We start from the raw sequence: 22,622 nt of genomic DNA, 5'->3' as shown, positions 1-22,622 counted from the left end.
TGGCGAGCGATCGCATGAAGCTTGATTCGATGTACCAGGAAGTCATCCTGGACCACTACAAGCACCCGCACGGGCGTGGTCTGCGGGACGGTGACGCCGAGGTGCACCACGTCAACCCGACGTGCGGCGACGAGATCACCCTGCGCGTGAAGTACGACGGTACGACGATCAGCGATGTCTCGTACGAGGGCCAGGGCTGTTCGATCAGCCAGGCATCGGCCTCCGTGCTGAACGAGCTCCTGGTCGGCAAGGACGTGTCCGAGGCTCAGAAGATCCAGGAGACCTTCCTGGAGCTGATGCAGTCCAAGGGCAGGCTCGAACCGGACGACGCGATGGAGGAGGTGCTGGAGGACGCGGTCGCGTTCGCCGGTGTCTCCAAGTACCCGGCCCGGGTGAAGTGCGCGCTGCTGAGCTGGATGGCGTGGAAGGACGCGACGGCCCAGGCTCTGGGTTCGGACGCCGCCGAAAGGAAGACGGCATGAGCGAGACAACGATCGAGATGAAGCCGGCCTCGGAGGACGAGGTCCGCGAGGCGCTGTACGACGTCGTCGACCCCGAACTGGGCATCGACGTCGTCAACCTCGGCCTGATCTACGGCATCCACATCGACGACGCCAACATCGCGACGATCGACATGACCCTGACGTCGGCGGCCTGCCCGCTCACGGACGTCATCGAGGACCAGGCCAAGTCCGCCACGGACGGCATCGTCAACGAACTCCGCATCAACTGGGTGTGGATGCCGCCGTGGGGCCCGGACAAGATCACGGACGACGGCCGGGAGCAGCTTCGGGCGCTCGGGTTCAACGTCTGAGACACCCCGTGCAGTTCACGGAAAAGCGGCGGCACCTGTCGGGTGCCGCCGCTTTTCCGTGCTCGGACGGAACTCAGGCCAGCCCGTCCACCAGCTGGAACGACGAGTCCTGGAGGTACTGCGGGCTGTACTCGAAGCGTTCCAGCTTGACCACGAAGTTCTCGTGGCGGAGGAAGTAGCCGGGGTAGTTGACCGACTCCAGCATCTGCGCGCCGGAGTACGCGGCCTCGCGGGGGCAGAAGGTGGCGTCCTTGGGGAAGAGGCCGGAGCCGTCGTTGCGTTCGGCCCGCAGCACGAAGTTGCGGTGACGGAGGTACTTGCCGTCGTGCGTGACGAACGAGTAGCAGGACGCGTCGGCGAGGCCCTTGACCAGCTTGAAGGTGGAGTCCTCACGGGACTCCGAGCCGCTGACGGAGTCCAGGCCCACGTAGCCGTCGTCCACGTGCCAGTACCGCTGCGGGTAGTTGACCGAGCGGACCGAACGGTAGGTCGCGGAAGGCTTCGGCTTCGACGAAGCGCCCTTGGAGGCCGTCGATTTGGGTGGCTTCGGGGTGACCGTGACGGTTGCGGTGGGGCTCGGGCCCTGCTGCCGGGGGTCCAGGGGGCTGGGCGACACCGACGAGAGACCGCTGTCGCCCTCCGGGGCGGCGGCCGCGGGCTGCGAGGCGAAGGAGATCAGGCCGGAGCCGTCGTCCCGCGCGGTTTTTGACGGTGTGTCGATCGCCTTGTTCGTGGCGACCACCGCCGCCACGCAGGTGACGATCGTTACCACTGCCAGCGCTCCGGCGAGATAGAGCCTTCTGGTGCCGGGTGTACGGGCGGTGTCCAACGTCCAGCCGTTCTCCCAGGGGCGATCCTGGGGCGGCCGGGACTTTTCTTCGGGCATGCGCTGTTCCTCCGGCGCGGCGGGCTACGACGGCCGCTGCTGTGGTGGCGCGGTATGTGAATGGTGAAGCACTGCTGCTTCCGAGTGAACACTAGTGGTTACCGGGGCCCCCGAGCAGCCTTTTGAACCGGCTGGTATCCACTTTCGCCGCTCGCCGGGTTTCAGTTCCGCATCGAGGGCGACGGCGGCGTGGCGGTGTGATCACGTCTGCCCCTGCTTGTCCCGTACGGCCGGGTCCTCGTCCTCCAGACGTCAGTGCGAGGTGTCCCGGGGACGGCACACGACCGGTGTGTGTGCCCGGAGATGACCGGGTCCGCCGTCGGGAACGCCTCCAGTCGGGCAGCCGCCCGCGGCGACTGACGCCCAGTCGGATGATGGTGTGACGCCGGATCGGGTGAGGGGCCGGCATCGGTACGGGAGTCGGGGGTCCGGAACCGCGCCGCGTTATGTACGCTTGTACACATGGGATACCTGATGCTCGCCGGAGCCATCGCCGCCGAGGTCGGAGCGACCACGGCCATGAAGTACACCGAAGGCTTCAGCAGGCTCGGACCCTCGCTGCTGACCGTGCTCGGTTACGTCCTCTCCTTCGCCCTGCTCGCCCAGACCCTGAAGACGGTGTCGGTCGGCACCGCCTACGCGATCTGGGCCGGGGCGGGCACCGCGACCATCGCGGCGATCGGCATGTTCTTCCTCGGGGAGGGCATGACGGCCACCAAGGCCGCCGGGGTCGCGCTGATCATCGTCGGCGTGGTGGTGCTGAACCTGGGAGGGGCGCACTGATGGCCCGGCGTCACGACCCCGAGCGCCGGCAGCGGATCATCGACGCGGCCATCCGGGTCGTCGGCGAGAAGGGCCTCGCGGGACTCAGCCACCGCACCGCCGCCGCCGAGGCCGATGTGCCGCTCGGCTCGACGACGTACCACTTCAAGAGCCTCGACGAGCTCATGGTCGCCGCGCTGCGCCGGGCCGGCGAGGGCTTCGACAAGGCGGTCGCGGCGCACGGCGCCCTGGACGACCCCGGCGGCGACCTGGCCGCCGGCCTCGCCCGCGTCCTCGGCGACTGGCTCGGCGGCGACCGCACCGGCGTCGAGCTGGAGTACGAGCTCTATCTCGCCGCGCTGCGCCGTCCCGCCCTGCGTCCCGTCGCCGCCGAATGGGCCGACGACCTCGCCGCGCGCCTGGCCCACCGCACGGACCCGGCCACGGCACGGGCGCTGGTCGCGCTGACGGACGGGATCTGCCTCCAGGTGCTGCTGACGGGGGTGCCGTACGACGAGGAGTACGCGCGGGAGATGCTGGCCCGGGTGATCCCCGACGGGCCGACCGACCACGGTTGAACGCCGGTCCGGACCGGTCGGCAGCGAGCGGGTTCCTGGGTGCGGGGCGTGCGGGGCGTGCGGGGCGTGCGGGGGTACGGGGGCGTGCGGGCAGTTGCGGCAGCCTCGCCGAGGGGTGCGGTCGGCGCTGAGTTACTCGGCTCCGAGCCGTTGCCCAGCCGCCCCGAGCCGCCGTCCGGTCCACGCCGGCCCACCCCCCCCAGCCCGTACCGCCCGGCTCATGAGACGTCCCGTGCGTGGGTTCGCATCGCGTGCCTCCCGGCGGTTAGGTTTTCCTCATGACCGACACGACTGTTCCGCGCACCACCGGCGCCATCGCCGCAGGCCTCGCCACCGTCGCCGCTGACGGCACCGTTCTCGACACCTGGTTCCCCGCCCCCGAGCTCTCCGCCGAACCCGGCCCGGCCGGTACCGAGCGGCTGTCCGCGCAGACGGCCGTGGAACTGCTCGGCGAAGGCGCCGCCAAGGCCGTCGGACCGGATGCCCGCCGTGGCGTCGAGGTGGTCGCGGTCCGTACGGTCATCGCCTCCCTCGACGAGAAGCCGCTCGACACGCACGACGCCTACCTGCGCCTGCACCTGCTCTCGCACCGCCTGGTCAAGCCGCACGGCCAGAGCCTGGACGGCATCTTCGGCCTCCTCCCCAACATCGCCTGGACCTCGCTGGGCCCGGTCGCCGTCGACGACATCGAGAAGGTGCGCCTCAACGCCCGCGCCGAGGGCCTGCACGTCGCCGTGACGAGCATCGACAAGTTCCCGCGCATGACCGACTACGTGGCGCCCAAGGGCGTCCGCATCGCCGACGCCGACCGGGTCCGCCTGGGCGCGCACCTCGCCGAGGGCACCACCGTGATGCACGAGGGCTTCGTGAACTTCAACGCGGGCACGCTCGGCACGTCGATGGTCGAGGGCCGTATCTCCGCCGGCGTCGTGGTCGGCGACGGCTCCGACATCGGCGGCGGCGCCTCCACCATGGGCACGCTCTCCGGCGGCGGCAACGTCCGTATCACCATCGGCGAGCGCTGCCTGATCGGCGCCGAGGCGGGCGTCGGCATCGCGCTCGGCGACGAGTGCGTCGTGGAGGCCGGGCTGTACGTCACGGCGGGGACGCGCGTGACCATGCCCGACGGCCAGATCGTCAAGGCCCGTGAGCTGAGCGGCGCCTCGCACATCCTCTTCCGCCGCAACTCGGTCACCGGCACGGTCGAGGCCCGCCCGAACAACGCGGTCTGGGGCGGCCTCAACGACGTCCTGCACAGCCACAACTGAGCCCGCGAGGGCACTGCGGAAGTCGCCGTGGAGGAGAACCTTCCTCCACGGCGACTTTTTTTCGTGGTGGTGGCATAGCGGCGGGCCACGGCACGCGTCACAAGGGGCGGAGGGGCGACGCACAGGCGTCGCCGAGGAAGAGAAGGTGACGATGAATGCCGAAGGGCTGGAGAGTTTCCGGGACTTCGTCGACAGCAGGTCGTCCGCCCTGCTGAAGACCGCTGTGCTGCTGTGCGGGGGAGACCAGCACGCCGGTGAGGACCTGCTCCAGAACGCCCTCGTCAAGGCGGCCGGGCGCTGGCAGCGGATCGACGAACCCGAGGCCTACGTACGGCGGATCCTCTACCGCCAGCAGGTCAGCCGCTGGCGGCTGAAGTGGCCCCGGCGGGAGGTCAGTGTCGCCGAGCCGCCCGAACCACCGGGCACCGGCGAACCCGGCGCCGACACGGCCGCCGCGGCCGAACTGCGCCTCGTGATGCGGCAGGCGCTGTCCCGGCTCACCGCACGCCAGCGGTCCGTGCTGGTGCTGCGCTACTTCGACGACCTGCCCGAGGCGGAGGTGGCACGGCTGCTGGGCTGCTCGGTCGGCACCGTACGGTCCACCACCCACCGCTCGTTGGCCCGGCTGCGTTCGCTGGCCCCCGAACTGGCCGCCCTCGGCGAGGCCGACGCCGAGAGGTCCGCATCGCGTGACTACTCGCCCGTGGAGGTGCGTTCGTGAACGTCGACGATCTCGTGCGCGACGCCCTGCGCGAGCAGGCCGCTCAACAGGCCCCCGCGGCAGGGGGTTTCACCGACCGGGTGCTGTCCTTGCGCCGGCGCCGCCGTACCCGCAGGATCGCGGTCGCGGCCGCGGCCACGGCCGCTGTGGTCGCCGTGGCGGTGGCGGTGCCGCTGCTGGACTCAGGCAAGGAGGACGTGCGGCCCTCCGGCGGCATCGTGGTGGAGAAGAAGACGAAGGCCCACCCCGACCAGTCGCCGCCGCGCGACGAGATCTCCGTCGGAGGCACGACCCTGGCCGGGTACTTCGTCCCGGAGACGGTGAAGAAGACCGCGGACAGCGCCGTCTACGAGCGCACCTACCACCTGCTGAACCCGAAGACGGGCAAGTACGCCAAGGCCGCGGACTGGTCCTGGATCGCCCTCGCCCCCGGCGGGAGGACCGCCGCCGTCCTCGAACGGGACCTGCCCGCCTCGCGGATCGGCCTGCTCGATCTGGCCACCGGCAAGGTGGAGCGGTGGATCCCGGTCGACCACGGTGTCGGCGGGCTCGCCTTCTCCCACGACGGCCGCAAGCTGGTCGCGACGACGTACAGCCAGAACCCCGACCGGCGGGTCAAGGTGGAGGGCAACGTCGAATGGGGCCAGCCGCAGACGTCGAGCCGCACCGGCTTCTACGTCCTCGACGTGGCATCCGGGAAGGGCGACTGGACCGAGATCAAGCTCGTGCGCGACTCGCACGACCCGTTCGAACCCATGGTCAACAGCCGCCAGGACTTCTCCCTCACCGCCGACGGCCGGTACGTCTGGGAGGGCCGCCCCATGGAGCCCGGCTATGCGTTCTACGACCTCACGGGCAAGAAAGTCCCCGTGCCGACCGGCTACAAGTACCTGGACTGGTCCGTCGAAGCGGGCAGGTCGCCGAACGGCGGACTCGTCGCCAGTTCGTTCGCCGGGAAGAAGTGGCAGACCTCCTCCTACGTCGTCAACGCCCTGACCGGCGCCAAGACCGAGGAACGCGGCCAGCAGTTGCTCGCCTGGGTGGGCGAAAGCCGGCTCATCGCCTGGGACATCGGCAGGAACGACAAGAACGAGTTCCACCAGCGGCTCGTGCTCGTCACCCTCGGCAGCGACAAGGAAGTCCCGCTCAGCGGCTTCCGCGAGGGCCACGACGGGGACGCCGGACGCTGGGAGCCGCTCTTCGCCCAGCCCTGATCAGGGGGCGGCCACGAGCCGTTCGTACTCCGCCAGCAGCCCGTCGGCCGTCTTCCGGTCGGCGGGCCTCAGCGGGGAGCGGACCGGGCCCGCCGGCAGACCGAGGGTGTTGAGGAGTGCCTTGGCGGTGACCGTGCCGGGCAGGTCAGACGACATCATCAACTCGATCAGCGGCGTGGCTCGTTGTTGGAGGCGGGCGGACACGGGGGTGTCGCCCGCCTCGAACGATTCCAGGACCGCCGCGACGTGCGCCGGGACGACGTTGGCGACCGTGCTGACACAGCCCGCCCCACCCACGGCGTACAGCGCGAGATTGTGCTCGTCGCAGCCCGCGTAGTACGCCAACTCCGTTGCGTTCAGCACCTTCTGGGTGCCGAGGAAGTCGTAGGAGCAGTCCTTGACCGCGACGATCCGGGGGTGTTCCGCGAGCCGGATCACCGTCTCCGGCTCGATGCGGATGCCGGTGCGGCCCGGGATGTCGTACAGCATGACGGGCAGTCCTGAGGCGTCCGCGATCTCCCGGAAGTATGCCTCCAGCGCATCCTGCGGCGGCCTGCTGTAGTAGGGGCTGACCACCAACACCCCGTCCGCGCCCGCCTTTTCGGCCGCCAGGGTCAGCTCGACGGTGTGCCGGGTGTCGAAGGTGCCCACCCCCGCCACGACCGACGCATCCTCGCCCACGGCCTCCCGTACCGCCGTCACCAGTGCCGCCTTCTCCGCGTCCGTCGTGGTGGGCGACTCACCCGTCGTGCCGGACAGGACGAGCCCGTCGCAGCCCTCGCTCACCAGGTGTGCGGCGAGCAGCTGTGCGCCGTCGAGATCGAGGGCGCCGGTCTCGTCGAAGGGCGTGATCATGGCGCAGAGGGTGCGGCCGAAGGGCGGGGCGGTGGGTGTCATACGCGTAGTCTCGACAGGGCGACCGTGAAGCTCCACTTAATTCTTCTACGATGTACCGCTAAGGGATGCTGTGAGAAGGCCCTATGTCCAACCGGACTCGCATAGGTCACCATGGCGAGGACGGTGCACGACCCCAGGTCCTGGAGGCGTCATGAAGCTCGGCAAGGCACTCGCCACCGGAGTCGCGGAAGAGCGGCCGGAGATCCATGAGGAAGAGCTCGAACTCCCTGAGGAGATCATGGAGTTGAGGGCCCCCGAAGAGGTTCCGGCAGCCCGGTGAGACTGCGGCTTCCGGAGGAACGCCCGACGGAGCCGCCGACCGGATTCAAGATCGCCCACCCGGTGCTGTCGCAGGACGGCGGCCGGGCCGGGTTCACCGGTGTGTCGCTCGGCGGCGCGCTGCCGTACGGAGCCCTGGCCGACGCGTCCTGCGTCTACGGCCTGCGGCACCGGGCACCGAACCGCCGCTGCGACTGCGGCTTCCACTGCGTGCACGACCGCGCGGCGGCCGAGGCACTGCTGTGCACGGCCGAGCACCGCACGGCCGTCCTCCTCGACGTCCTGGTCCTCGGCCGCTATCTCCGCTTCGAACTCGGTTTCCGCTACGCCCGCCAGCGGGTGCGTACGGCCACCGTCGGACCCTGCGCCTGCGGCACCGTCGCCGCGGCGCTCGCCGACGCCGGCTGGGGCAGACCGGGATGGCGGGCACTGGCCCCCTCCTGTGCGGGCTGCCTCCGGGGCCGTACGTCCGTCTCGCTCGCCGGGTTCGCCCGGCTGGCCGGGGAAGGGCTGCGGGTGGTCGCCGGGTCCGCGGTCGCCGGACCTTATCTGCCGGAGGGACTCGGCGTACCCGAACTCGCCGCGGAGGCCGCCCTGTTGCAGGCCCGGCTCGACTGGTTCCAGGGCCAGCTGGCCCGGCTCGGACAGCACGGTCCGGGCGGCGGCCCGCAGGGGTAGCGGGAGCCGGGCCGGGTACCCGGGTGCTCCGACCGAGAGGAGGCGGAGCACCGTGACCGGAACCACGGCCCCCAGGCCGGCGCTCGACGAACACCACTCAGTGGGCGAACTCGTCGGGCAGGCCACCGAACAGGTTTCCCTGCTGGTACGGCAGGAGGTCGCCCTCGCGAAGGAGGAGCTGGCCGCGAAAGGCCGGCGCGCCGGAAAGGGCGGCGGGCTGCTGGGCGCAGCGGGTGCCTTCGCTTACGCGGGGCTGCTCGCACTGGCCGGAACGGCCGTCGCCGCCCTCTCGCTGGTGCTGCCGGTCTGGGCGTCGGCACTGATCGTGACGGCCGTGCTGTTCGTGATCGCCGCGGTGCTCGCCGCGACCGGCCGAGCCCAGCTGCGCCAGGCCACACCCCCCACGCCCGAGCAGGCGCTCGACAGCGTCAAGGCCGACGTCGAGGAGATCAAGGAGAGGGCGCACCGATGACGGACCGGACACCAGCGCAGAGCACGGGCGCCGACGCCGCTCAGGCGGTCGGCGCCGAAGGACCCGAGGAGCTGCGGCGCCAGATCGAGCGGACCCGCAGCCGACTGGGCGATACCGTCGAGGAGTTGGCAGGAAAGATGGACGTGAAGGGCCGCGCGCGAGCCCGGGCGGCCGATCTCAGGGACAAGGCGGGCGCGATGACCGTCCAGCTGCGCAGCACCGCTGCGCAGGCCGGTCACACCGTGCACGACAAGGCCACGCAGGCCGGCCACAAGGTCCACGGCAGGGCAACGGGCACGAGTCACGAGCTGGAGCGACGGGCACAGCGCAGTGTGCCCGCACCGGCGCGATCCCTGGTCATGACGGCGGTACGGCGTCCGCGGCCGGTGCTGATCGTCGGCGCGGCGGTGGCCGTGGTCGTCGTGGTGGCGTGGCGGTACCCCAGGAAGTGAGCCCCAGGAAGTGAGCCCCAGGAAATGAGCGGTGCGCACATGCGCACAAAGGTGGGCGCGGGCCGTGAAGCCCGCGCCCACCCTTGTGTCCTGTGTGTGCTGTCACCGGCCGCGCTTCGCCCGCAGCTTCGCCGGCCACTTCCTGGTGTCCCGGGGCTCCACATAGGGCTCCTCCGTCGGCGTGTGCTCGCCGGAGGTGATCGCCCGTTCCCGCGCGAGCTCTGCGTCGAACTCCAGGCCCAGCAGGATCGCCAGGTTGGTCAGCCAGAGCCACACGAGGAACACGATGGCGCCCGCGAGTGTGCCGTACGTCTTGTTGTAGGAGCCGAAGTTGGCGGCGTACAGCGCGAAGCCCGCGGACGCGGCCAGCCAGACCAGGGTGGCGAGGACGCTGCCGGGGGAGATCCAGTGGAAGCCGCGGCCACGGACGTTGGGAGCGGCCCAGTACAGCAGGGCGATCATCAGGACGACCAGCAGCAGGAGCACCGGCCACTTGGCTATGCCCCACGCCGTGATCGCCGCGTCGCCGAAACCCACCGCCCGGCCCGCCCGTTCGGCGAGCGGGCCCGTGAACACCACGATCAGCGCGCTCGCCGCCAGCATCAGCATCAGCGTCACGGTCAGCGCCAGCCTCAGCGGCGTCAGCTTCCACACCGGCCGGCCCTCGGGCAGGTCGTACACCGCGTTGGACGTACGGATGAACGCGGCGACGTACCCGGACGCGGACCACAGGGCGGCGAGCAGTCCGAGGATCGCCAGGACGCTGCCCGTGCCCCCGCTGTCGCCGAGCTGGACCACCGCGTCCCGCAGGATGTCCCGGGCCGGGCCCGGCGCGAGGTCCCCGATGTTGTCGAGGATCTTGTTCGTCGCACGCTGTCCCACCACCCCGAGCAGGGACACCATCACCAGCAGTGCGGGGAACAGTGACAGGACACCGTAGTACGTCAACGCCGCTGCCCGGTCGGCGAGTTCGTCGTCCAGCAGCTCCTTGAACGTGCGCCGCACCACGGCACCCCACGACCGCTTGGGCAGCTCGGAGGGGCTTTCCGGCTCCGGCTTCTCGGCCGTGCCCACCTTCTCGGCCTTCGCGGCCCTGTCGTCCTTCTCGTCCATGGGCAGGCGGGTCTCCCGAACGGGCCGTTCGAATCGGCTGCTTGACCTGAATCCTGGTCGAGGTTGCAAGGTCGTCGGTATGACACGTCGTACCGAAACGCATCCGGACCTCACCGACCCCCACGTCGGCGCTCCCTTCTTCAGCCACTGGCGGGTGGGCACGCCCGAGCGGCAGGAGCAGGCTGTGGAAGTGATCGCGCGCACCTGGGAACGTCGGCCGTGGCCCGCCGCCGGCCTGCTCGGCTACCACGTCTACACCGGGCACGACGGCGAGACCCTGATGCACTACTCGCAGTGGGCCGCCGAGCAGGCGTACGAGTCCTTCGTGAAGACGCACCGGCAGGAGCGCGTCGACGAGATCGACACCCTGGTGCCCGGCATCGAGCGGCTGAGGCTCGACCGGTACCGGCACTACCGGAGCAGGGTCCACGACGGTGACACACGAGTGCCGGGGTGCGTCGTGGTCGTCGACATCGAGTTCGAGGGGCCCGACCCGGACCGGCAGCGCACCTGGACCGACGCCGTCCTCGAGGCGCTGGAGAGCGAGCCGACCGCGCATCCCGGTGGCATCTCCGCCCACTTCCATCTGAGCACCGACGGCAGGAGGGTCCTCAACTACGCGGGGTGGGAGAGCGCCCAGGCGCACATCGACGCCCTCGCCGGACCGGGCGAGGGGATCGGTTCGGCCACCGGCCTCTGGGAGCGGGTGCACACCTGGCCGGGCCTGAAGAGCGGCACCGTCAGCCGCTACGACCACGCTCTCGGGCTGCTCCCGCACTGAGTCGTCCGAAAAGCAGAACTGTCTGGACAAAAAAAGTGTTCGGTGAGACGGTGGACCCATGCTGGATGTCACCGTGATCGAGGACCCCGAGGCCGCAGCCGTCTCCCTGGACCCCATAAGGGCGAGCCTGCTGGCCGAGCTGGCGGCCGGACCCGCGTCGGCCGCCATGCTGTCCGGCAAGGTCGGGCTGCCCCGGCAGAAGGTGAACTACCACCTGAAGACACTGGAGCGGCACGGCCTGGTCGAACTCGCGGGGGAGCGCCGCAAGGGAAACGTCACCGAGCGGCTGATGCGGGCGACCGCGGCGTCGTACGTGATCTCGCCGCTCGCCCTCGCCGCCGTGCAGCCCGACCCCGACCGTTTCCGTGACCAGCTCTCCGCACGCTGGCTGCTCGCACTCGGCGCCCGCCTCGTGCGGGACGTCGGCTCGCTGATCACCGGCGCGACGAAGGCGCGGCAGCGACTGGCCACCTACGCGCTGGACGGTGAGGTGCGCTTCGCCTCCGCCGCCGAACGGGCCGCTTTCATCCAGGAGTTGACCGCCGGGGTCACCGCCCTGATCCGCAAGTACGACGTCCCGGACACCGAGGGCGGCCGGGATCACCGGATCGTCATGGCGGTCCATCCGACGCTCAAAGAGACCGAACCCGCCCCCAAGCAGACCGAGTTGGAGTAGATCGATGTCCAAGGAATTCGAGATCGCCCGCGAGTTCGAGGTCGACGCCACCCCCGAGCAGGTGTGGGAGGCGTTCACCGCCGGAACCGGCGGTTACCTGTGGCCCATGGAGCCGCCCGAGCCCCGCGTCGGCGGCACGGGCCCCTTCGGGTCCAAGGTCACCGTCTGGGATCCGCCGCACCGCTACACCAACCGCGTCGAGAACGTCGAGGGCATCTCCGAGCAGAGCCTCAACCAGCTCGACTACACCGTGGAACCCCGTGACGAGGGCCGCCGGGCCTGGGTGCGGTACGTGCACAGCGGGATCTTCGTCGACGACTGGGACAACCAGTACGACGGCGCCGCCCGGCACACCGACTTCTATCTCCACACCCTGCGCGAGTACCTGACGCACTTCGCGCCGAGGCCGGTGGCCTTCGCCACCTTCGACGGCCCCGAGGCGTCCAGGGCGGCCGATGCCCTCGCCGTGGTGGGGCAGGCGCTCGGTGTCGGGGAGGATGTGGCCGCCGGTACCCGGCTGACGGTCCACGGGCCGGACACCTTCGACGCCGTGGTCGACTTCCGCAACCCGTACTTCATCGGCCTGCGCACCGACCGGGGCCTCACCCGGATCTTCGGGCGCAACCACTGGGGCCACCCGGTCGGCATCTCCCTGCACGACTTCGCCTCCGACGCCGACATCAAGGAGTGCGAGACGCAGTGGCAGGACTGGCTGAACGGCGTGTTCACCCAGTCCTGATCACTGTTCCTGTTCCTGCTGCGAAGGGCTACGGCTGGAAGCGCAGCACCTGCGGGTCGTGGTCGCTGATCTGGTCGTTGAACTCCGAGTTGATGTGCACGCTGTCGTACTCGAGGTCGCAGCCGCGCCGGATCGACGGGCTGACCAGGATCTGGTCCAGGACCTGCTGGTTGCCCTGGTAGTCGTAGGTGTAACGCTCGCTCGCGGGCAGCGACTTGATCGCCGACCAGAGTTCGCCGTCGCCCTCCAGGATCTTCGCGGTGTCGGAGAACTCGAAGTCGTTGATGTCGCCGAGGGCGATGACGTCCGCGTTCTTCTGGACGTCGAGGATGCTCTTGACGAACGCGTTGACCAGCGTCGCCTGCGCGTGACGCTGGATCTCCGAGCTGCGCGGCACCGGCTGGGTCGCCGAGGTCAGACCCTGGTCGCCGCCCTTGGAGTTCAGGTGGTTGGCGATCACGAAGACCGTACGGCCACGGAAGACGAACTCGCCGGCCAGCGGCTTGCGGCTGGACTTCCAGGCGTCGTTGGCCGGGTCGATCCGGCCGGGGGAGGCCGTCAGCTGCGGCTTGCCGTGCACCTTGGTGACGCCGACGGCGGTCGTGGAGTCGCCGCCCGCGCGGTCCACGAAGGACACCCGCTCCGGGTTGAACAGGAACACCTGGCGGATGTTGCCGCCCGGCTCGCCGCCGTCCTGGTCGTTGACCGGGTTGATCGAGCGCCAGTCGTACTTCGGGCCGCCCGCCGCCACGATCGCGTCGATCAGCTTGTTCACCGTGACGTCGGCGGCGACCGTGCCGTCGTCCGTCGCGCCGTTGTTGTCCTGGATCTCCTCCAGGGACACGACGTCGGGCGACTTCAGGTTGTTCACGATCGCGGAGGCGTGCTCCTCGAACGTGGCGTCGGACGGGTCGAGGTTCTCGACGTTGTACGTCGCGACCGCGAGCTCGCCCTTCTTCTGCTTCTTGGTCGTCTCGCGGGCCAGACCGGCGCTCTTCAGCGTCCCGATCTGGTTGGCGACCAGGGTGTAGCCGCCGAACTGGTTGTAGTCCAGCGGGCCCGCGGTGGCACCGGTGAGGACGTCACCGACGTTCGCGACGGGGAAGGCGGAGGTCGCGCCCAGGGACTGGATCTGCAGCCGGCCGGTGTTCTGCGAGGTGTAGGAGCCGTAGAGCGTGCCACCGCGCCTGGTGGTGTTCTCGCGCGGCTTCACCGTCACCCACAGCTCGGTGTACGGGTCGCTCGCGCCGACCACGCGGGTGTCGGCGACCGTGACGTTCATGCCCTCGAGGGACTCGTAGTAGTCCAGGGCGTACTTCTTCGGCTGCAGTGTCAGGCCGTTGATCGAGTTGGCCGCGGCCGTATCGCCCGCCGGGGCGTACGCGGCCGGCACCGACTTCGCGTCGACGACCGTGGCGGCCGGGACCGCGTTGCCGCTGGAGACGACGCTGACGGTCGGCTTGGTGATCTCGGTCACGGACTGGTTGCCGCTCGACGTGCCGCCCGGGACGTACTCCGAGACGGTGCCGGTGACCGTGACGGCGTCACCGACGGCGACCTTCGGCACGGAGCTGGTGAAGACGAACACGCCCTCACTGGTGGCCGGGTCGGCATCGGGGTTCGGATCCTGGATCCAGAACCCCTTGGAGGAGCCGTAGGTGCGCACACCGGTGACGATTCCGGCCACGTCCGTGACCTTCTGACCGGCGTACGGGGATATCCGGGTCGCACCCTGGATGTCATGGATGGCCACGCCGACCGCGTGGGCGGGCGAGATCAGAACGACCGTGGAGGCCGCGGACAGGGCGGCGACGGTGAGCGCGGCGAGACGTGCGGACTTCTTGCTGGGCAACGGAATCCCTCCGGGGACGTGCGTTGGGCGCCGGGACGAGGGTGGCGGCGGAACGGTGGGAGCGGCGACCGGTGGGGCGGTGACCACGCGCGTAGAAAAGTACGGTGAACAGATGTCCGCCCCGTTTCTACGCGCGTAAATCTCGTGCCTGGTCAGGCCAGTTGTCAAGGTTTCAGCCATGTACAGAACCAGTCGCAGAGATGAACCGGGCGGCATGGGTGGATATCCGTCTAGGCTGAGCGACTGAGTCGTACGGCGTCCGGATGGCCGTACGGCCCGCCGTCGTTCTTCGGCCGTACTCCGGTGGTACGGCCTTCAGAGGCGCCCTAGGAGAACCAAGCCGATGTCAGACAGCTCCCCCCTGCCGCCGGTGCGGCTGCACCCCGAAGCTGAGCTGGCGCGAGACGCCCTGTCCACGCCGTTGCTCGCCCGGGCCGCCCGGCTCGCCCGCTGGGCCGGCGAGGACACGCGGGTCGACGCCGGGGGCGGACTCGTCGAGGAGCAGTTGTCCGCGGCGGCCTCGGAACTCGCTCTGACCGGCGAGGACGCGGCGGCCTACGCGAGTGAGGCATGGCGGGTCGCCGTCGACACCGGGCTCGTGGAGATCGTCGACGAGGAGGCGGGCACCGTCACGGCGGGCGAGGACCTGGCCCTGCTGACCGGGTCGCCGCAGGAGGTGCTCGCGGTGTGGCTGACCGCGCTGGAGACGGTGCTGGCCGACGCGAGCGTGCCCGACCTGGACGACCTGGTCGACGCGATGGACGACGGCGGCGAGGTCGACTTCGCCTCCCTGGACTGGGACCCGCAGGCCGAGCAGGAGTTCCTGGACGGGGTGCTCGGGAACCTCTACCTGCTCACCGTGAGCGAGGACGGTCCCGGGGACGGGCCCGTGCCGCTGCCCGCGCTCGCCGCGTCCATGATCGTGCCGAGCGACATGGGCGAGCCCACGAACGACGTCCTGGAGCAGGTGTCCGACGCGATGATGCGGCTGGACGACCAGTTCCGGGTCCTGGAGCCGGTGGGGATCGTCGAGTACCAGCCCGTCGACGAGGCGTTGATGGCGGACGCCGACGAGGAACCCGCCACGGCGGTCGACGACACCGACGTCTCCCGGTACGGCATGGTGCGGCTGACCCCGCTCGGGCTGTACGGGCTGCGCTCGCGGCTGCTGGAGGCGGGGATCGCCGCGCCCGCGGTCGGCGACCTGGCCGACAAGGGAGCGGACGTGCTGCTCGACGGCACGTCGTCGTTCCCGGCGGCTGCCGCGCAGGCCGAGACCGAACAGTGGCTGGACCGGCGTGAACCCCTCGCTGCGGCACGGGAGTTGCTGACCGCGGCCCGGGGAGGCGACCGGGGAGCCCCGCTGCGACGGCTGCGGTGCCAGCAGGCGCTGTCACTGGTGGGCATGGCCGCGGAGCCCGCGCTGCGGGAGGTCCTGGACGACTCCGAACTGGGCGGACTGGCACGCGTCTGGCTGGCTGAGCGGGGGTTCCCGGACGTGCCCGCACCGTCCGAGGACCTCGTCTTCTGGCTGACCGTCGACACGATCGCCGCGCAACTGGCCGCCGAAGGCAACTCCGACGAGCTCCGGGGACTGGTGGAAGGGCTGGCCCAGCAGCACGGCGGCTTCTTCGCGGCGGCCTGGAAGGTCGACCACCCGGCCACCGCGGATGTGCTGGAAGCGATGGGGCGGCTGCACCCGGACAAGCGGGTCGCGAAGGAAGCCCGGAAGGCGGCGTTCAAGGCGAGGTCACAGCAGGGGGGTTGAGAGCGGCCGGGGGACGCGGTCCTGCCTGCTGTGACCTGCGGTGTGCCCGCTGTGACCGGCGCCCGGGCCTGCTGAGGTCGACGACACCGTCTGCACGGCGGAGCCGCACAAGGGCACGGACCCGCGTCCCTATAGGGGAGCATGCCCTGCCCTTTATTGATTCATTGAAGTTGGCCCGCTGAAGTCGCCTGGTGTTCAACCGGTGTTCAGGCATGGGCGAGACGGTTGCGCCGACTCGAGGTCCGCCACCCTCCTCGGCATACCGACCGTCTCAGGAGACACCATGTCGCTCACCCGCAGGGACTTCACCAGCAGAACCGCGCTCACCGGCGCCGGGGTCGCGCTGGCGGGCAGCGTCGGCGCCCTCGCCACCGCGCCGAACGCACTCGCCGCCACCGACGTCGAGAGCGAGGGGGCGCAGACCGCGGGCGCCCACGGCGGTGTCGGCTACGGGCCGCTCGTCTCCGACCCGGACGGCCTCCTCGCGCTGCCCGCCGGGTTCAAGTACAAGGTCATCACGTACAGCGGCAAGACCAAGCTGGAGTCGGGCGAGTTCACCCCCTCCAACCACGACGGCACGTCCACCTTCGACGGCCCCCGCGGCACCACCCTCCTCGTCAACAACCACGAGCTCGCCGGGCCCCGCGCCAACTGGCCGCACCCCGTGCCGCTCATCGACGGCCTGGTCTACGACCCCGCCGCGGCCGGCGGCTGCACGGTCGTCGAGGTACGCCCCGGCGGCAAGGTCGCCGAGTGGGTCGGCATCGCCGGCACCGCCACCAACTGCGCGGGCGGCAACACCCCTTGGGGTACCTGGCTCACCTGCGAGGAGACCGAGGACAAGGCCGGCACCAACGGCTTCACCAAGGACCACGGCTACGTCTTCGAGGTCGACCCCAGCGACCGTCGCGCCAACAAGAACCCCCACCCCATCAAGGCGCTGGGCCGCTACGCCCACGAGGCCGTCGTCGTCGACCCCAAGCGCGGCCACCTCTACCTCACCGAGGACGCGTCCAACCCCAACGGCCTGCTGTACCGCTGGACCCCGCCCGAGGGCTTCTGCCACGGCCACGGCAAGCTGCGCACCCTCGCCGAGAACGCGGGCGTCCTCCAGGCCTTCAAGTGCTTCGACTCCGGCGGCAAGTTCGTCGACGACCTGTCCCGCGCCACGAAGATCGGGACGGTGTACGGCGTCGACTGGGTCGACGTCCCCGACCGCGACGCGCGGACGACCTCCGTCCGCAAGCAGTTCACCGCCGGCCAGGTCACCCGAGCCCGCAAGCTCGAAGGCATGTGGTGGGGCGACGGCGGCACCTACATCGTCTCCTCGTTCGCCCGCACCGAGAGCCCCGTTCAGCACGACGGAGCGGTCTGGTTCTACGACCCCAAGCGCCGCACCCTCACCCTGAAGGTCCTCCTCGGCGTCAACCCCGACCCCTCCGTCGACGGCGCCTTCGACGGCCCCGACAACATCACGGTCTCCCCCTACGGCGGCCTCGTCATCGCCGAGGACGGCGAGGGCGTCCAGCACCTGTTCGGCGCCACCGAGAGCGGCCGCACCTACCCGATCGCCCGCAACGAACTCAACATCGGCACCGAAGAGGACCCCGAATACAGCGAGTTCACCGGCGTAACCTTCTCACCCGACGGAAGGACGCTGTACGCCAACATCCAGACGCCCGGAATCATGCTGGCGATCACGGGGCCGTGGAAGCGTCAGAAGCGCGGCTAGAAGAGCGGCTGAATTTAATTCGCTCGCCCGTCCCGCGGCCCGCCTCCTAGAGTGATGAACGTCCAGGTGCGAAGGCAGGACCTACTTCCACTCATAATGGGGCGGCCGCGGGTTCGAGTCCCGCCATCGGCACAACGAGCCGGTGTAGCTCAGGGGTTAGAGCACCTAATGTCGGTTCCGCCGATCTGAACTCTGGACACCACAACTTCATGCACCTCCCGGTGCGAGTATTTTGATCTCGGGAGGCGCAGCTCTTGGTGGGTGCCCGGTGCGCAGGCAGCGGATACTTCGGGAACTGGTGGGGGGAGATCCCTCATGCGGGTTCGAATCCCGTCATCGACCCGTGGTCGGTGTGGCGGAACGGAAGACGCGCCAGTTTATAAGCGCCGCAGTCGACTTCGACCTCGGACACCCTCCTTTTGCTGTGCCTCCCTCCGAAACCGACAGGAATTCGGGGGAATTCACCATGGCGCGATTCAACAAGAAGGCCGCGCGGGCCCGTCCCACTTCGCGGGTCACCTCGACGGGACGCGTTCTGCGCACCTACGAGGGCGGCCGAGGCCGTGAGCGTGACGCCCGCTCCGAGCTCTTTTTGCTCGCGGTCGCCAACTTCGTGTCCCAGCAGACCTGCTACGAGTCCGGCGCCGACCGCGACGACCGGTTCGCCGCGCTGGTGCGGCAGCTCGCCGTCACCGACTCCACCTGGACCGCCGGCCTGCTCGGCTGGCTGCGCGGCGAGGGCAACCTCCGCACCGCCTCGCTCGTGGGTGCCGCCGAGTACGTGAAGGCGCGCCTGGACGCGGGCGCCACCGACGGCCCCTCGAACCGGCAGGTCGTGGCGTCCGTACTCCAGCGGCCCGACGAGCCAGGCGAGTTCCTCGGGTACTGGACGGCGCGGTACGGCCGTAACGTCCCGAAGCCAGTCAAGCGCGGAGTCGCCGACGCCGTACAGCGGCTCTACAGCGGCAAGTCGCTGCTGAAGTACGACACCGCGTCCAGGGGCTACCGCTTCGGCGACATCCTCAACCTCGTGCACGCGGCCCCGGACCCGGACAAGCCGTGGCAGGGCGAGCTGTTCCGCTACGCCCTCGACCGGCGGCACAACCCGGACACGGCCGTGCCGCCCGAGTCGAGCCGGGTGCTCACCGCGCACCGCGAGCTGATGGCGGTGCCGGCCGGCCGACGGCGTGCCGTGGTCACGTCCGAGGGTGGGGTGGAGCGGCTTGCCGCGGCCGGGATGACGTGGGAGGCCCTGGCGGGCTGGCTCCAGGGACCGATGGACAAGGCGGCCTGGGAGGCCGTGATTCCGTCCATGGGTGCGATGGCACTCGTGAGGAATCTCCGGAACTTCGACGAGGCGGGCGTATCGGACGAGGTCGCCGCTCAGGTGGCGGCGAAGATCAGCGACCCGGCCGAGGTGGCACGGTCGCGGCAGTTCCCGTTCCGGTACCTCGCCGCATACCGGCACGCGCCCTCGCTGCGCTGGTCCTACCCGCTGGAGCGGGCGCTCGGCCACTCGCTGGCCAACGTGCCCGCGCTCCCGGGCCGCACCCTGGTGCTCGTCGACCGTTCCGGCTCGATGTGGGCGCGGCTGTCCGACCGCTCGCAGCTCAACCGGGCCGACGCGGCGGCGGTCTTCGGCACGGCGCTCGCGCTGCGGGCGGCGGACGCGGACCTCGTCGAGTTCGGCACCACCAGCCGGCGTCTCACCTTCGGTGAGGGCGAGTCGGTGCTGAAGATCCTGGACCGCTTCGGCGACCTGGGCGGCACCGACACCACCTCGGCCGTCCGCGCGCACTACCGGGGGCAGGACCGGGTACTGATCGTCACCGACGAGCAGTACACGCACCACCGCCACGGCGGCCCGACCGAGCAGATCCCGGCCGAGGTACCGGTCTACACCTGGAACCTCGCCGGTTACCGGGCGGGCCACGGCCCCTCGGGCACCGGCAACCGCCACACCTTCGGAGGCCTCTCGGACGCGGCCTTCCGGATGGTTCCGCTGCTCGAAACGGCCCAGGACGCCAACTGGCCCTGGGCCGCCTGAGCCCCGAGCGTGTGACCCGCACTTCACGGGGGTGCGGGTCACACTCATGTCCGCGCCCCTTGTCCGCGCCCCGCTCTGACATCTAACATTTCAGTTCATGGACGCCATACGCCCGCTCGCCCGCACCCTGCTCAGGGACCGCGCCTACGCATCCATCAGGGACGCCATCGTGGCCGGGGAGATCGAGCCCGGGGCGGTGGTGCGGGACGCCGAGCTCGCCGAGCGGCTCGGGCTGTCGCGCGCGCCGGTGCGGGAGGCCTTCGCGCGGCTGGTCGATGAGGGGCTGCTGGAGAGCAAGCCGCAGAGCTACACGCGGGTGACCCAGGTCGTCGCCGCAGACGTGCGGGACGCCGCCGCCGTGGTCGGGGCCATGCACGAGCTGGTCACGCGGGCCGCCGTGCCCCGGCTCTTCGCCGCCGACATCGAGACGATGCGTGCCGCCAACGAACGGTTCGCGGCCGCCGTCCGCGCCGGTGAAGTGGACGAAGCCATCCGGGCCGACGACGAACTGCACGACGTCCTCGTCCGCGTCAGCGGCAACCGCGCGGCCGCCGCCACCGCCGCCCGCTACACCCCGCTCATCCGCAGGCTGGAACGCCGACGCTTCGGCGAGGGCGGCAACTGCCGTTCGGCAGGCCTGCACGACCGGCTGATCGAGGCCTGCGCGGCCGGAGAGGTGGACGGAGCCGTCCGGGTCACGGCGGAGATCTGGCGCGGCCTGGCCGAGCTCGCCGACAGCGACTGATCCCTCCCAGGAGGGCCCCACCCCGTCTCAGGAGGACCCCATGCCCCTTTCGTCCTACGACCGTTACCCCCTCCTCTTCGGCCCGTCCCCCGTCCACCGTCTGGAGCGCCTCACCGCGCACCTCGGAGGCGCCGCCCTGTGGGCCAAGCGCGAGGACTGCAACTCCGGGATCGCGTACGGCGGGAACAAGACCCGCAAGCTGGAGTACCTGGTCGCCGACGCGCTCGCCAAGGGATGCGACACCCTCGTCTCGATCGGCGGCATCCAGTCCAACCACACCCGCCAGGTGGCCGCCGTCGCCGCCCATGCCGGGCTCAAGTGCGTGCTCGTGCAGGAGAGTTGGGTGGACTGGCCGGACGCGGTGTACGACAAGGTCGGCAACATCCTGATCAGCCGGCTCGCCGGGGCCGACGTACGGCTGGTGAAGGCCGGGTTCGGGATCGGGTTCAAGGAGAGCTGGGAGCAGGCGCTCAGGGATGTCGAGGAGGGCGGCGGGACGCCGTACGCCATTCCCGCCGGTGCCTCCGACCATCCGCTCGGCGGACTCGGCTTCGCCGCGTGGGCGTACGAAGTCGCCGATCAGGAGCGCGAGTTGGGCGCCTTCTTCGACACGGTCGTGGTCTGTTCGGTGACCGGCTCCACGCAGGCCGGCATGGTCGCGGGGTTCCGGGCGCTGGAGGAGACGGGCGGTCGGCCCCGGCGCGTTCTCGGCATCGATGCCTCCGCCAAGCCCGTCGCCACCCGGGAGCAGATCGCGCGGATCGCCCACGGCACCGGTCAACTCATCGGCGTACAGAAGGAGTTGACCGAGGATGACGTGGAGTTGGACGAGCGCTACCACGCGGGAATCTATGGCATCCCCGACGAGGCGACCCTCGCCGCCATGCGCCTCGCGGCCCGCACCGAGGGGATGGTCACCGACCCGGTCTACGAGGGCAAGTCGATGGCGGGCATGATCGACCTGGTCGAGCGCGGCGAGATCGGCGCGGACTCCACCGTGCTCTACGCCCACCTCGGCGGACAGCCGGCGCTCAACGGGTACAGCGCGCTGTTCTAGACCGGGCCTGAGCGTGTTCACGTGATGGCTGGATACAGTGCACGGTATGTGGACCGACGAACAGCAGCGGGAGCCCGGCCCCGACGGTTCCGGCGGTCCGCGTCGCCGGGCCACGATCCACGACGTCGCGAAGCTGGCCGGGGTGTCCCGGCAGACCGTCTCGCGGGCCGTCAACGACAAGGGTGAGATTGATCCGGACACCAAGGCGCGGGTGCTCGAAGCGGCTCGGATGCTGGACTACCGGCCGAGCCGTTTCGCGCGGGGTCTGGTGCGCAAGGGGACGGTGACCGCGGGTCTTGTCATTCCGGATCTGATGAACCCGTTCTTCCCCGAGGTCGCGGCCGGGGTGCTGGAGGCCGCCGAGGAGCGCGGCTGGCAGGTCGTGGTGTGGGACACCCGCACGGACGGCGCCAAGGAGCGCGAGGCGCTCAGCGTGCTGTCCCACCAGGCGGACGCGGTGGTGGGGTACTTCAAGAACGACGACGAGGTCCTCGCCCGGCACCTCGGTGGCATGCCGCTCGTGCTGTTGGAGCGCGGTCCGCACCAGACCCGGTTCGCGGCCGTCGGCATCGACGCCGCCGCCGGCCTGGAGCAGGGCATCGCCCATCTGGTCCGGGCGGGTCACCGGCGGATCGGCATGCTGGACGGCGACCGCGTCGAGGCTCCCGGGCCCCGGCGGGAGGCCTTCCTCGCCGAGGTCCGCCGGCACGGGCTGCCGGTCGACGACAGCTGGGTCGTGCTCTCCGCCGGTCACGGCGTCGCGGGTGGCGAGGCGGCCATGGAGCGACTTCTGGACGCCCGGCCCGAGACGACGGCGGTGTTCGGCTTCAACGACCTGATCGCCGTCGGCGCGATGCGGGCCGCCCGGCGCCGGGGCCGGCGGGTGCCGGAGGACCTGGCTGTGCTGGGCTTCGACGGACTCTCCCTGGGCGAACTGGTGGAGCCCGCCCTCACCACCCTGCACCTTGACAAGCGCCGGCTGGGACGGCTGGCCGTCGAGCAGGTGGCCCGTCTGCGCGCGGGCGAGGAACCCCTGACCGGCGCGGCCGCGTGGGTCGCTCCCGACCTGATCGTGCGCGCTTCGGCCTGAG

Annotated in this window: 24 protein-coding genes and 1 tRNA gene; 21 read left to right on the top strand and 4 right to left on the bottom strand. The window is 70.5% G+C overall.

All coding sequences use genetic code 11. From position 1 onward, the window contains the following. Window positions 1–14: 14 nt before the first annotated feature. Together sufU and OHT57_RS12300 are read left to right on the top strand one after the other, a co-directional pair. Window positions 15–482 (top strand): Fe-S cluster assembly sulfur transfer protein SufU, encoded by a 468-nt coding sequence (sufU, locus tag OHT57_RS12305; RefSeq protein WP_044471548.1) that lies wholly within the window; start codon window positions 15–17, stop codon window positions 480–482. Further along, window positions 479–814, top strand: a complete 336-nt coding sequence (locus tag OHT57_RS12300; protein WP_328746255.1) for a metal-sulfur cluster assembly factor — start codon at window positions 479–481, stop codon at window positions 812–814. The genes sufU and OHT57_RS12300 overlap by 4 nt, the downstream gene beginning before the upstream one ends. Before the next feature lie 73 nt (window positions 815–887). On the opposite strand, the gene OHT57_RS12295 is transcribed toward OHT57_RS12300, so the two are convergent. Further along, the gene (locus OHT57_RS12295; RefSeq protein WP_328746253.1) at window positions 888–1,700 is read right to left on the bottom strand and encodes an AbfB domain-containing protein; all 813 of its coding nucleotides are present in this window, start codon (window positions 1,698–1,700) and stop codon (window positions 888–890) included. A gap of 462 nt (window positions 1,701–2,162) precedes the next feature. Between OHT57_RS12295 and OHT57_RS12290 the strand changes: the two genes are divergently transcribed. The 5 genes from OHT57_RS12290 to OHT57_RS12270 all read left to right on the top strand — a co-directional run bounded on the left by OHT57_RS12290 (window position 2,163) and on the right by OHT57_RS12270 (window position 6,243). Then, a complete protein-coding gene (locus OHT57_RS12290) occupies window positions 2,163–2,483 on the top strand; it encodes a DMT family transporter (protein WP_328746251.1) in 321 nt (106 codons plus the stop codon). After that, on the top strand, window positions 2,483–3,040 hold the full coding sequence (locus tag OHT57_RS12285) for a TetR/AcrR family transcriptional regulator (protein WP_328746249.1): 558 nt from the start codon (window positions 2,483–2,485) through the stop codon (window positions 3,038–3,040). Before OHT57_RS12290 ends, OHT57_RS12285 begins: the two co-directional genes overlap by 1 nt. A gap of 278 nt (window positions 3,041–3,318) precedes the next feature. After that, entirely contained in the window at window positions 3,319–4,308 is a 990-nt protein-coding gene (gene dapD / locus OHT57_RS12280; RefSeq protein ID WP_328746247.1) for a 2,3,4,5-tetrahydropyridine-2,6-dicarboxylate N-succinyltransferase, read from the top strand. A gap of 151 nt (window positions 4,309–4,459) precedes the next feature. Continuing rightward, the gene (locus OHT57_RS12275) at window positions 4,460–5,029 is read left to right on the top strand and encodes a SigE family RNA polymerase sigma factor (protein WP_328753184.1); all 570 of its coding nucleotides are present in this window, start codon (window positions 4,460–4,462) and stop codon (window positions 5,027–5,029) included. After that, a complete protein-coding gene (locus OHT57_RS12270) occupies window positions 5,026–6,243 on the top strand; it encodes a WD40 repeat domain-containing protein (protein WP_328746245.1) in 1,218 nt (405 codons plus the stop codon). The genes OHT57_RS12275 and OHT57_RS12270 overlap by 4 nt, the downstream gene beginning before the upstream one ends. Here the strand turns inward: OHT57_RS12270 and dapA are convergent, their stop codons facing one another. Further along, the gene (gene dapA, locus OHT57_RS12265; protein WP_328746243.1) at window positions 6,244–7,140 is read right to left on the bottom strand and encodes a 4-hydroxy-tetrahydrodipicolinate synthase; all 897 of its coding nucleotides are present in this window, start codon (window positions 7,138–7,140) and stop codon (window positions 6,244–6,246) included. Between the two features lie 151 nt (window positions 7,141–7,291). On the opposite strand from dapA, the gene OHT57_RS12260 reads away from it, so the two are divergent. From OHT57_RS12260 to OHT57_RS12245, 4 genes are read left to right on the top strand one after another with little or no spacing between them, the layout of a single operon-like run. Then, the gene (locus OHT57_RS12260; protein ID WP_328746241.1) at window positions 7,292–7,420 is read left to right on the top strand and encodes a hypothetical protein; all 129 of its coding nucleotides are present in this window, start codon (window positions 7,292–7,294) and stop codon (window positions 7,418–7,420) included. Further along, entirely contained in the window at window positions 7,417–8,097 is a 681-nt protein-coding gene (locus OHT57_RS12255; RefSeq protein ID WP_328746239.1) for a hypothetical protein, read from the top strand. The genes OHT57_RS12260 and OHT57_RS12255 overlap by 4 nt, the downstream gene beginning before the upstream one ends. 52 nt (window positions 8,098–8,149) lie before the next feature. Continuing rightward, window positions 8,150–8,569: a phage holin family protein gene (locus tag OHT57_RS12250; protein WP_328746237.1), complete on the top strand. Its 420-nt coding sequence runs from the start codon at window positions 8,150–8,152 to the stop codon at window positions 8,567–8,569. Beyond that, the gene (locus OHT57_RS12245) at window positions 8,566–9,021 is read left to right on the top strand and encodes a DUF3618 domain-containing protein (RefSeq protein ID WP_328746235.1); all 456 of its coding nucleotides are present in this window, start codon (window positions 8,566–8,568) and stop codon (window positions 9,019–9,021) included. The genes OHT57_RS12250 and OHT57_RS12245 overlap by 4 nt, the downstream gene beginning before the upstream one ends. Window positions 9,022–9,123: 102 nt before the next feature. On the opposite strand, the gene OHT57_RS12240 is transcribed toward OHT57_RS12245, so the two are convergent. Continuing rightward, entirely contained in the window at window positions 9,124–10,134 is a 1,011-nt protein-coding gene (locus tag OHT57_RS12240; RefSeq protein WP_328746233.1) for a YihY/virulence factor BrkB family protein, read from the bottom strand. Window positions 10,135–10,213: 79 nt separating this feature from the next. Here OHT57_RS12240 and OHT57_RS12235 point away from each other — a divergent pair, with 79 nt between their 5' ends. From OHT57_RS12235 to OHT57_RS12225, 3 genes are read left to right on the top strand one after another with little or no spacing between them, the layout of a single operon-like run. Continuing rightward, window positions 10,214–10,915 (top strand): antibiotic biosynthesis monooxygenase, encoded by a 702-nt coding sequence (locus OHT57_RS12235; RefSeq protein ID WP_328746231.1) that lies wholly within the window; start codon window positions 10,214–10,216, stop codon window positions 10,913–10,915. Window positions 10,916–10,973: 58 nt separating this feature from the next. Beyond that, window positions 10,974–11,591, top strand: a complete 618-nt coding sequence (locus tag OHT57_RS12230; protein WP_328746229.1) for an ArsR/SmtB family transcription factor — start codon at window positions 10,974–10,976, stop codon at window positions 11,589–11,591. Window positions 11,592–11,595: 4 nt separating this feature from the next. Beyond that, the gene (locus tag OHT57_RS12225) at window positions 11,596–12,330 is read left to right on the top strand and encodes an SRPBCC family protein (protein ID WP_328746227.1); all 735 of its coding nucleotides are present in this window, start codon (window positions 11,596–11,598) and stop codon (window positions 12,328–12,330) included. Between the two features lie 28 nt (window positions 12,331–12,358). On the opposite strand, the gene OHT57_RS12220 is transcribed toward OHT57_RS12225, so the two are convergent. Next, window positions 12,359–14,182 carry an endonuclease/exonuclease/phosphatase family protein gene (locus OHT57_RS12220; RefSeq protein ID WP_328746225.1) on the bottom strand — a complete coding sequence of 608 codons (1,824 nt, stop codon included), beginning with the start codon at window positions 14,180–14,182 and terminating at the stop codon, window positions 12,359–12,361. A 343-nt stretch (window positions 14,183–14,525) separates the two neighbouring features. Between OHT57_RS12220 and OHT57_RS12215 the strand changes: the two genes are divergently transcribed. The 7 genes from OHT57_RS12215 to OHT57_RS12185 all read left to right on the top strand — a co-directional run bounded on the left by OHT57_RS12215 (window position 14,526) and on the right by OHT57_RS12185 (window position 22,621). Then, window positions 14,526–15,950, top strand: a complete 1,425-nt coding sequence (locus tag OHT57_RS12215) for a hypothetical protein (protein WP_328746223.1) — start codon at window positions 14,526–14,528, stop codon at window positions 15,948–15,950. A 283-nt stretch (window positions 15,951–16,233) separates the two neighbouring features. Then, complete coding sequence (locus tag OHT57_RS12210) at window positions 16,234–17,682, top strand: alkaline phosphatase PhoX (protein WP_328746221.1); 1,449 nt, start codon at window positions 16,234–16,236, stop codon at window positions 17,680–17,682. Window positions 17,683–17,741: 59 nt separating this feature from the next. After that, window positions 17,742–17,811, top strand: a tRNA-Met gene (locus OHT57_RS12205). Window positions 17,812–18,148: 337 nt separating this feature from the next. Next, window positions 18,149–19,729 (top strand): TROVE domain-containing protein, encoded by a 1,581-nt coding sequence (locus OHT57_RS12200; protein WP_328746219.1) that lies wholly within the window; start codon window positions 18,149–18,151, stop codon window positions 19,727–19,729. Between the two features lie 97 nt (window positions 19,730–19,826). Next, the gene (locus OHT57_RS12195; RefSeq protein WP_328746217.1) at window positions 19,827–20,474 is read left to right on the top strand and encodes a GntR family transcriptional regulator; all 648 of its coding nucleotides are present in this window, start codon (window positions 19,827–19,829) and stop codon (window positions 20,472–20,474) included. Between the two features lie 40 nt (window positions 20,475–20,514). Further along, the gene (locus OHT57_RS12190) at window positions 20,515–21,531 is read left to right on the top strand and encodes a 1-aminocyclopropane-1-carboxylate deaminase (protein WP_328746215.1); all 1,017 of its coding nucleotides are present in this window, start codon (window positions 20,515–20,517) and stop codon (window positions 21,529–21,531) included. Between the two features lie 46 nt (window positions 21,532–21,577). Continuing rightward, window positions 21,578–22,621, top strand: a complete 1,044-nt coding sequence (locus tag OHT57_RS12185; RefSeq protein ID WP_328746213.1) for a LacI family DNA-binding transcriptional regulator — start codon at window positions 21,578–21,580, stop codon at window positions 22,619–22,621. Window position 22,622 lies beyond the last annotated feature (1 nt).

Origin of the sequence: Streptomyces sp. NBC_00285, assembly GCF_036174265.1 — a bacterium.
Lineage (GTDB): Bacteria > Actinomycetota > Actinomycetes > Streptomycetales > Streptomycetaceae > Streptomyces.
Note: the sequence above shows the minus strand (reverse complement) of the source record. Positions and strands in the feature narration are given on the sequence as shown.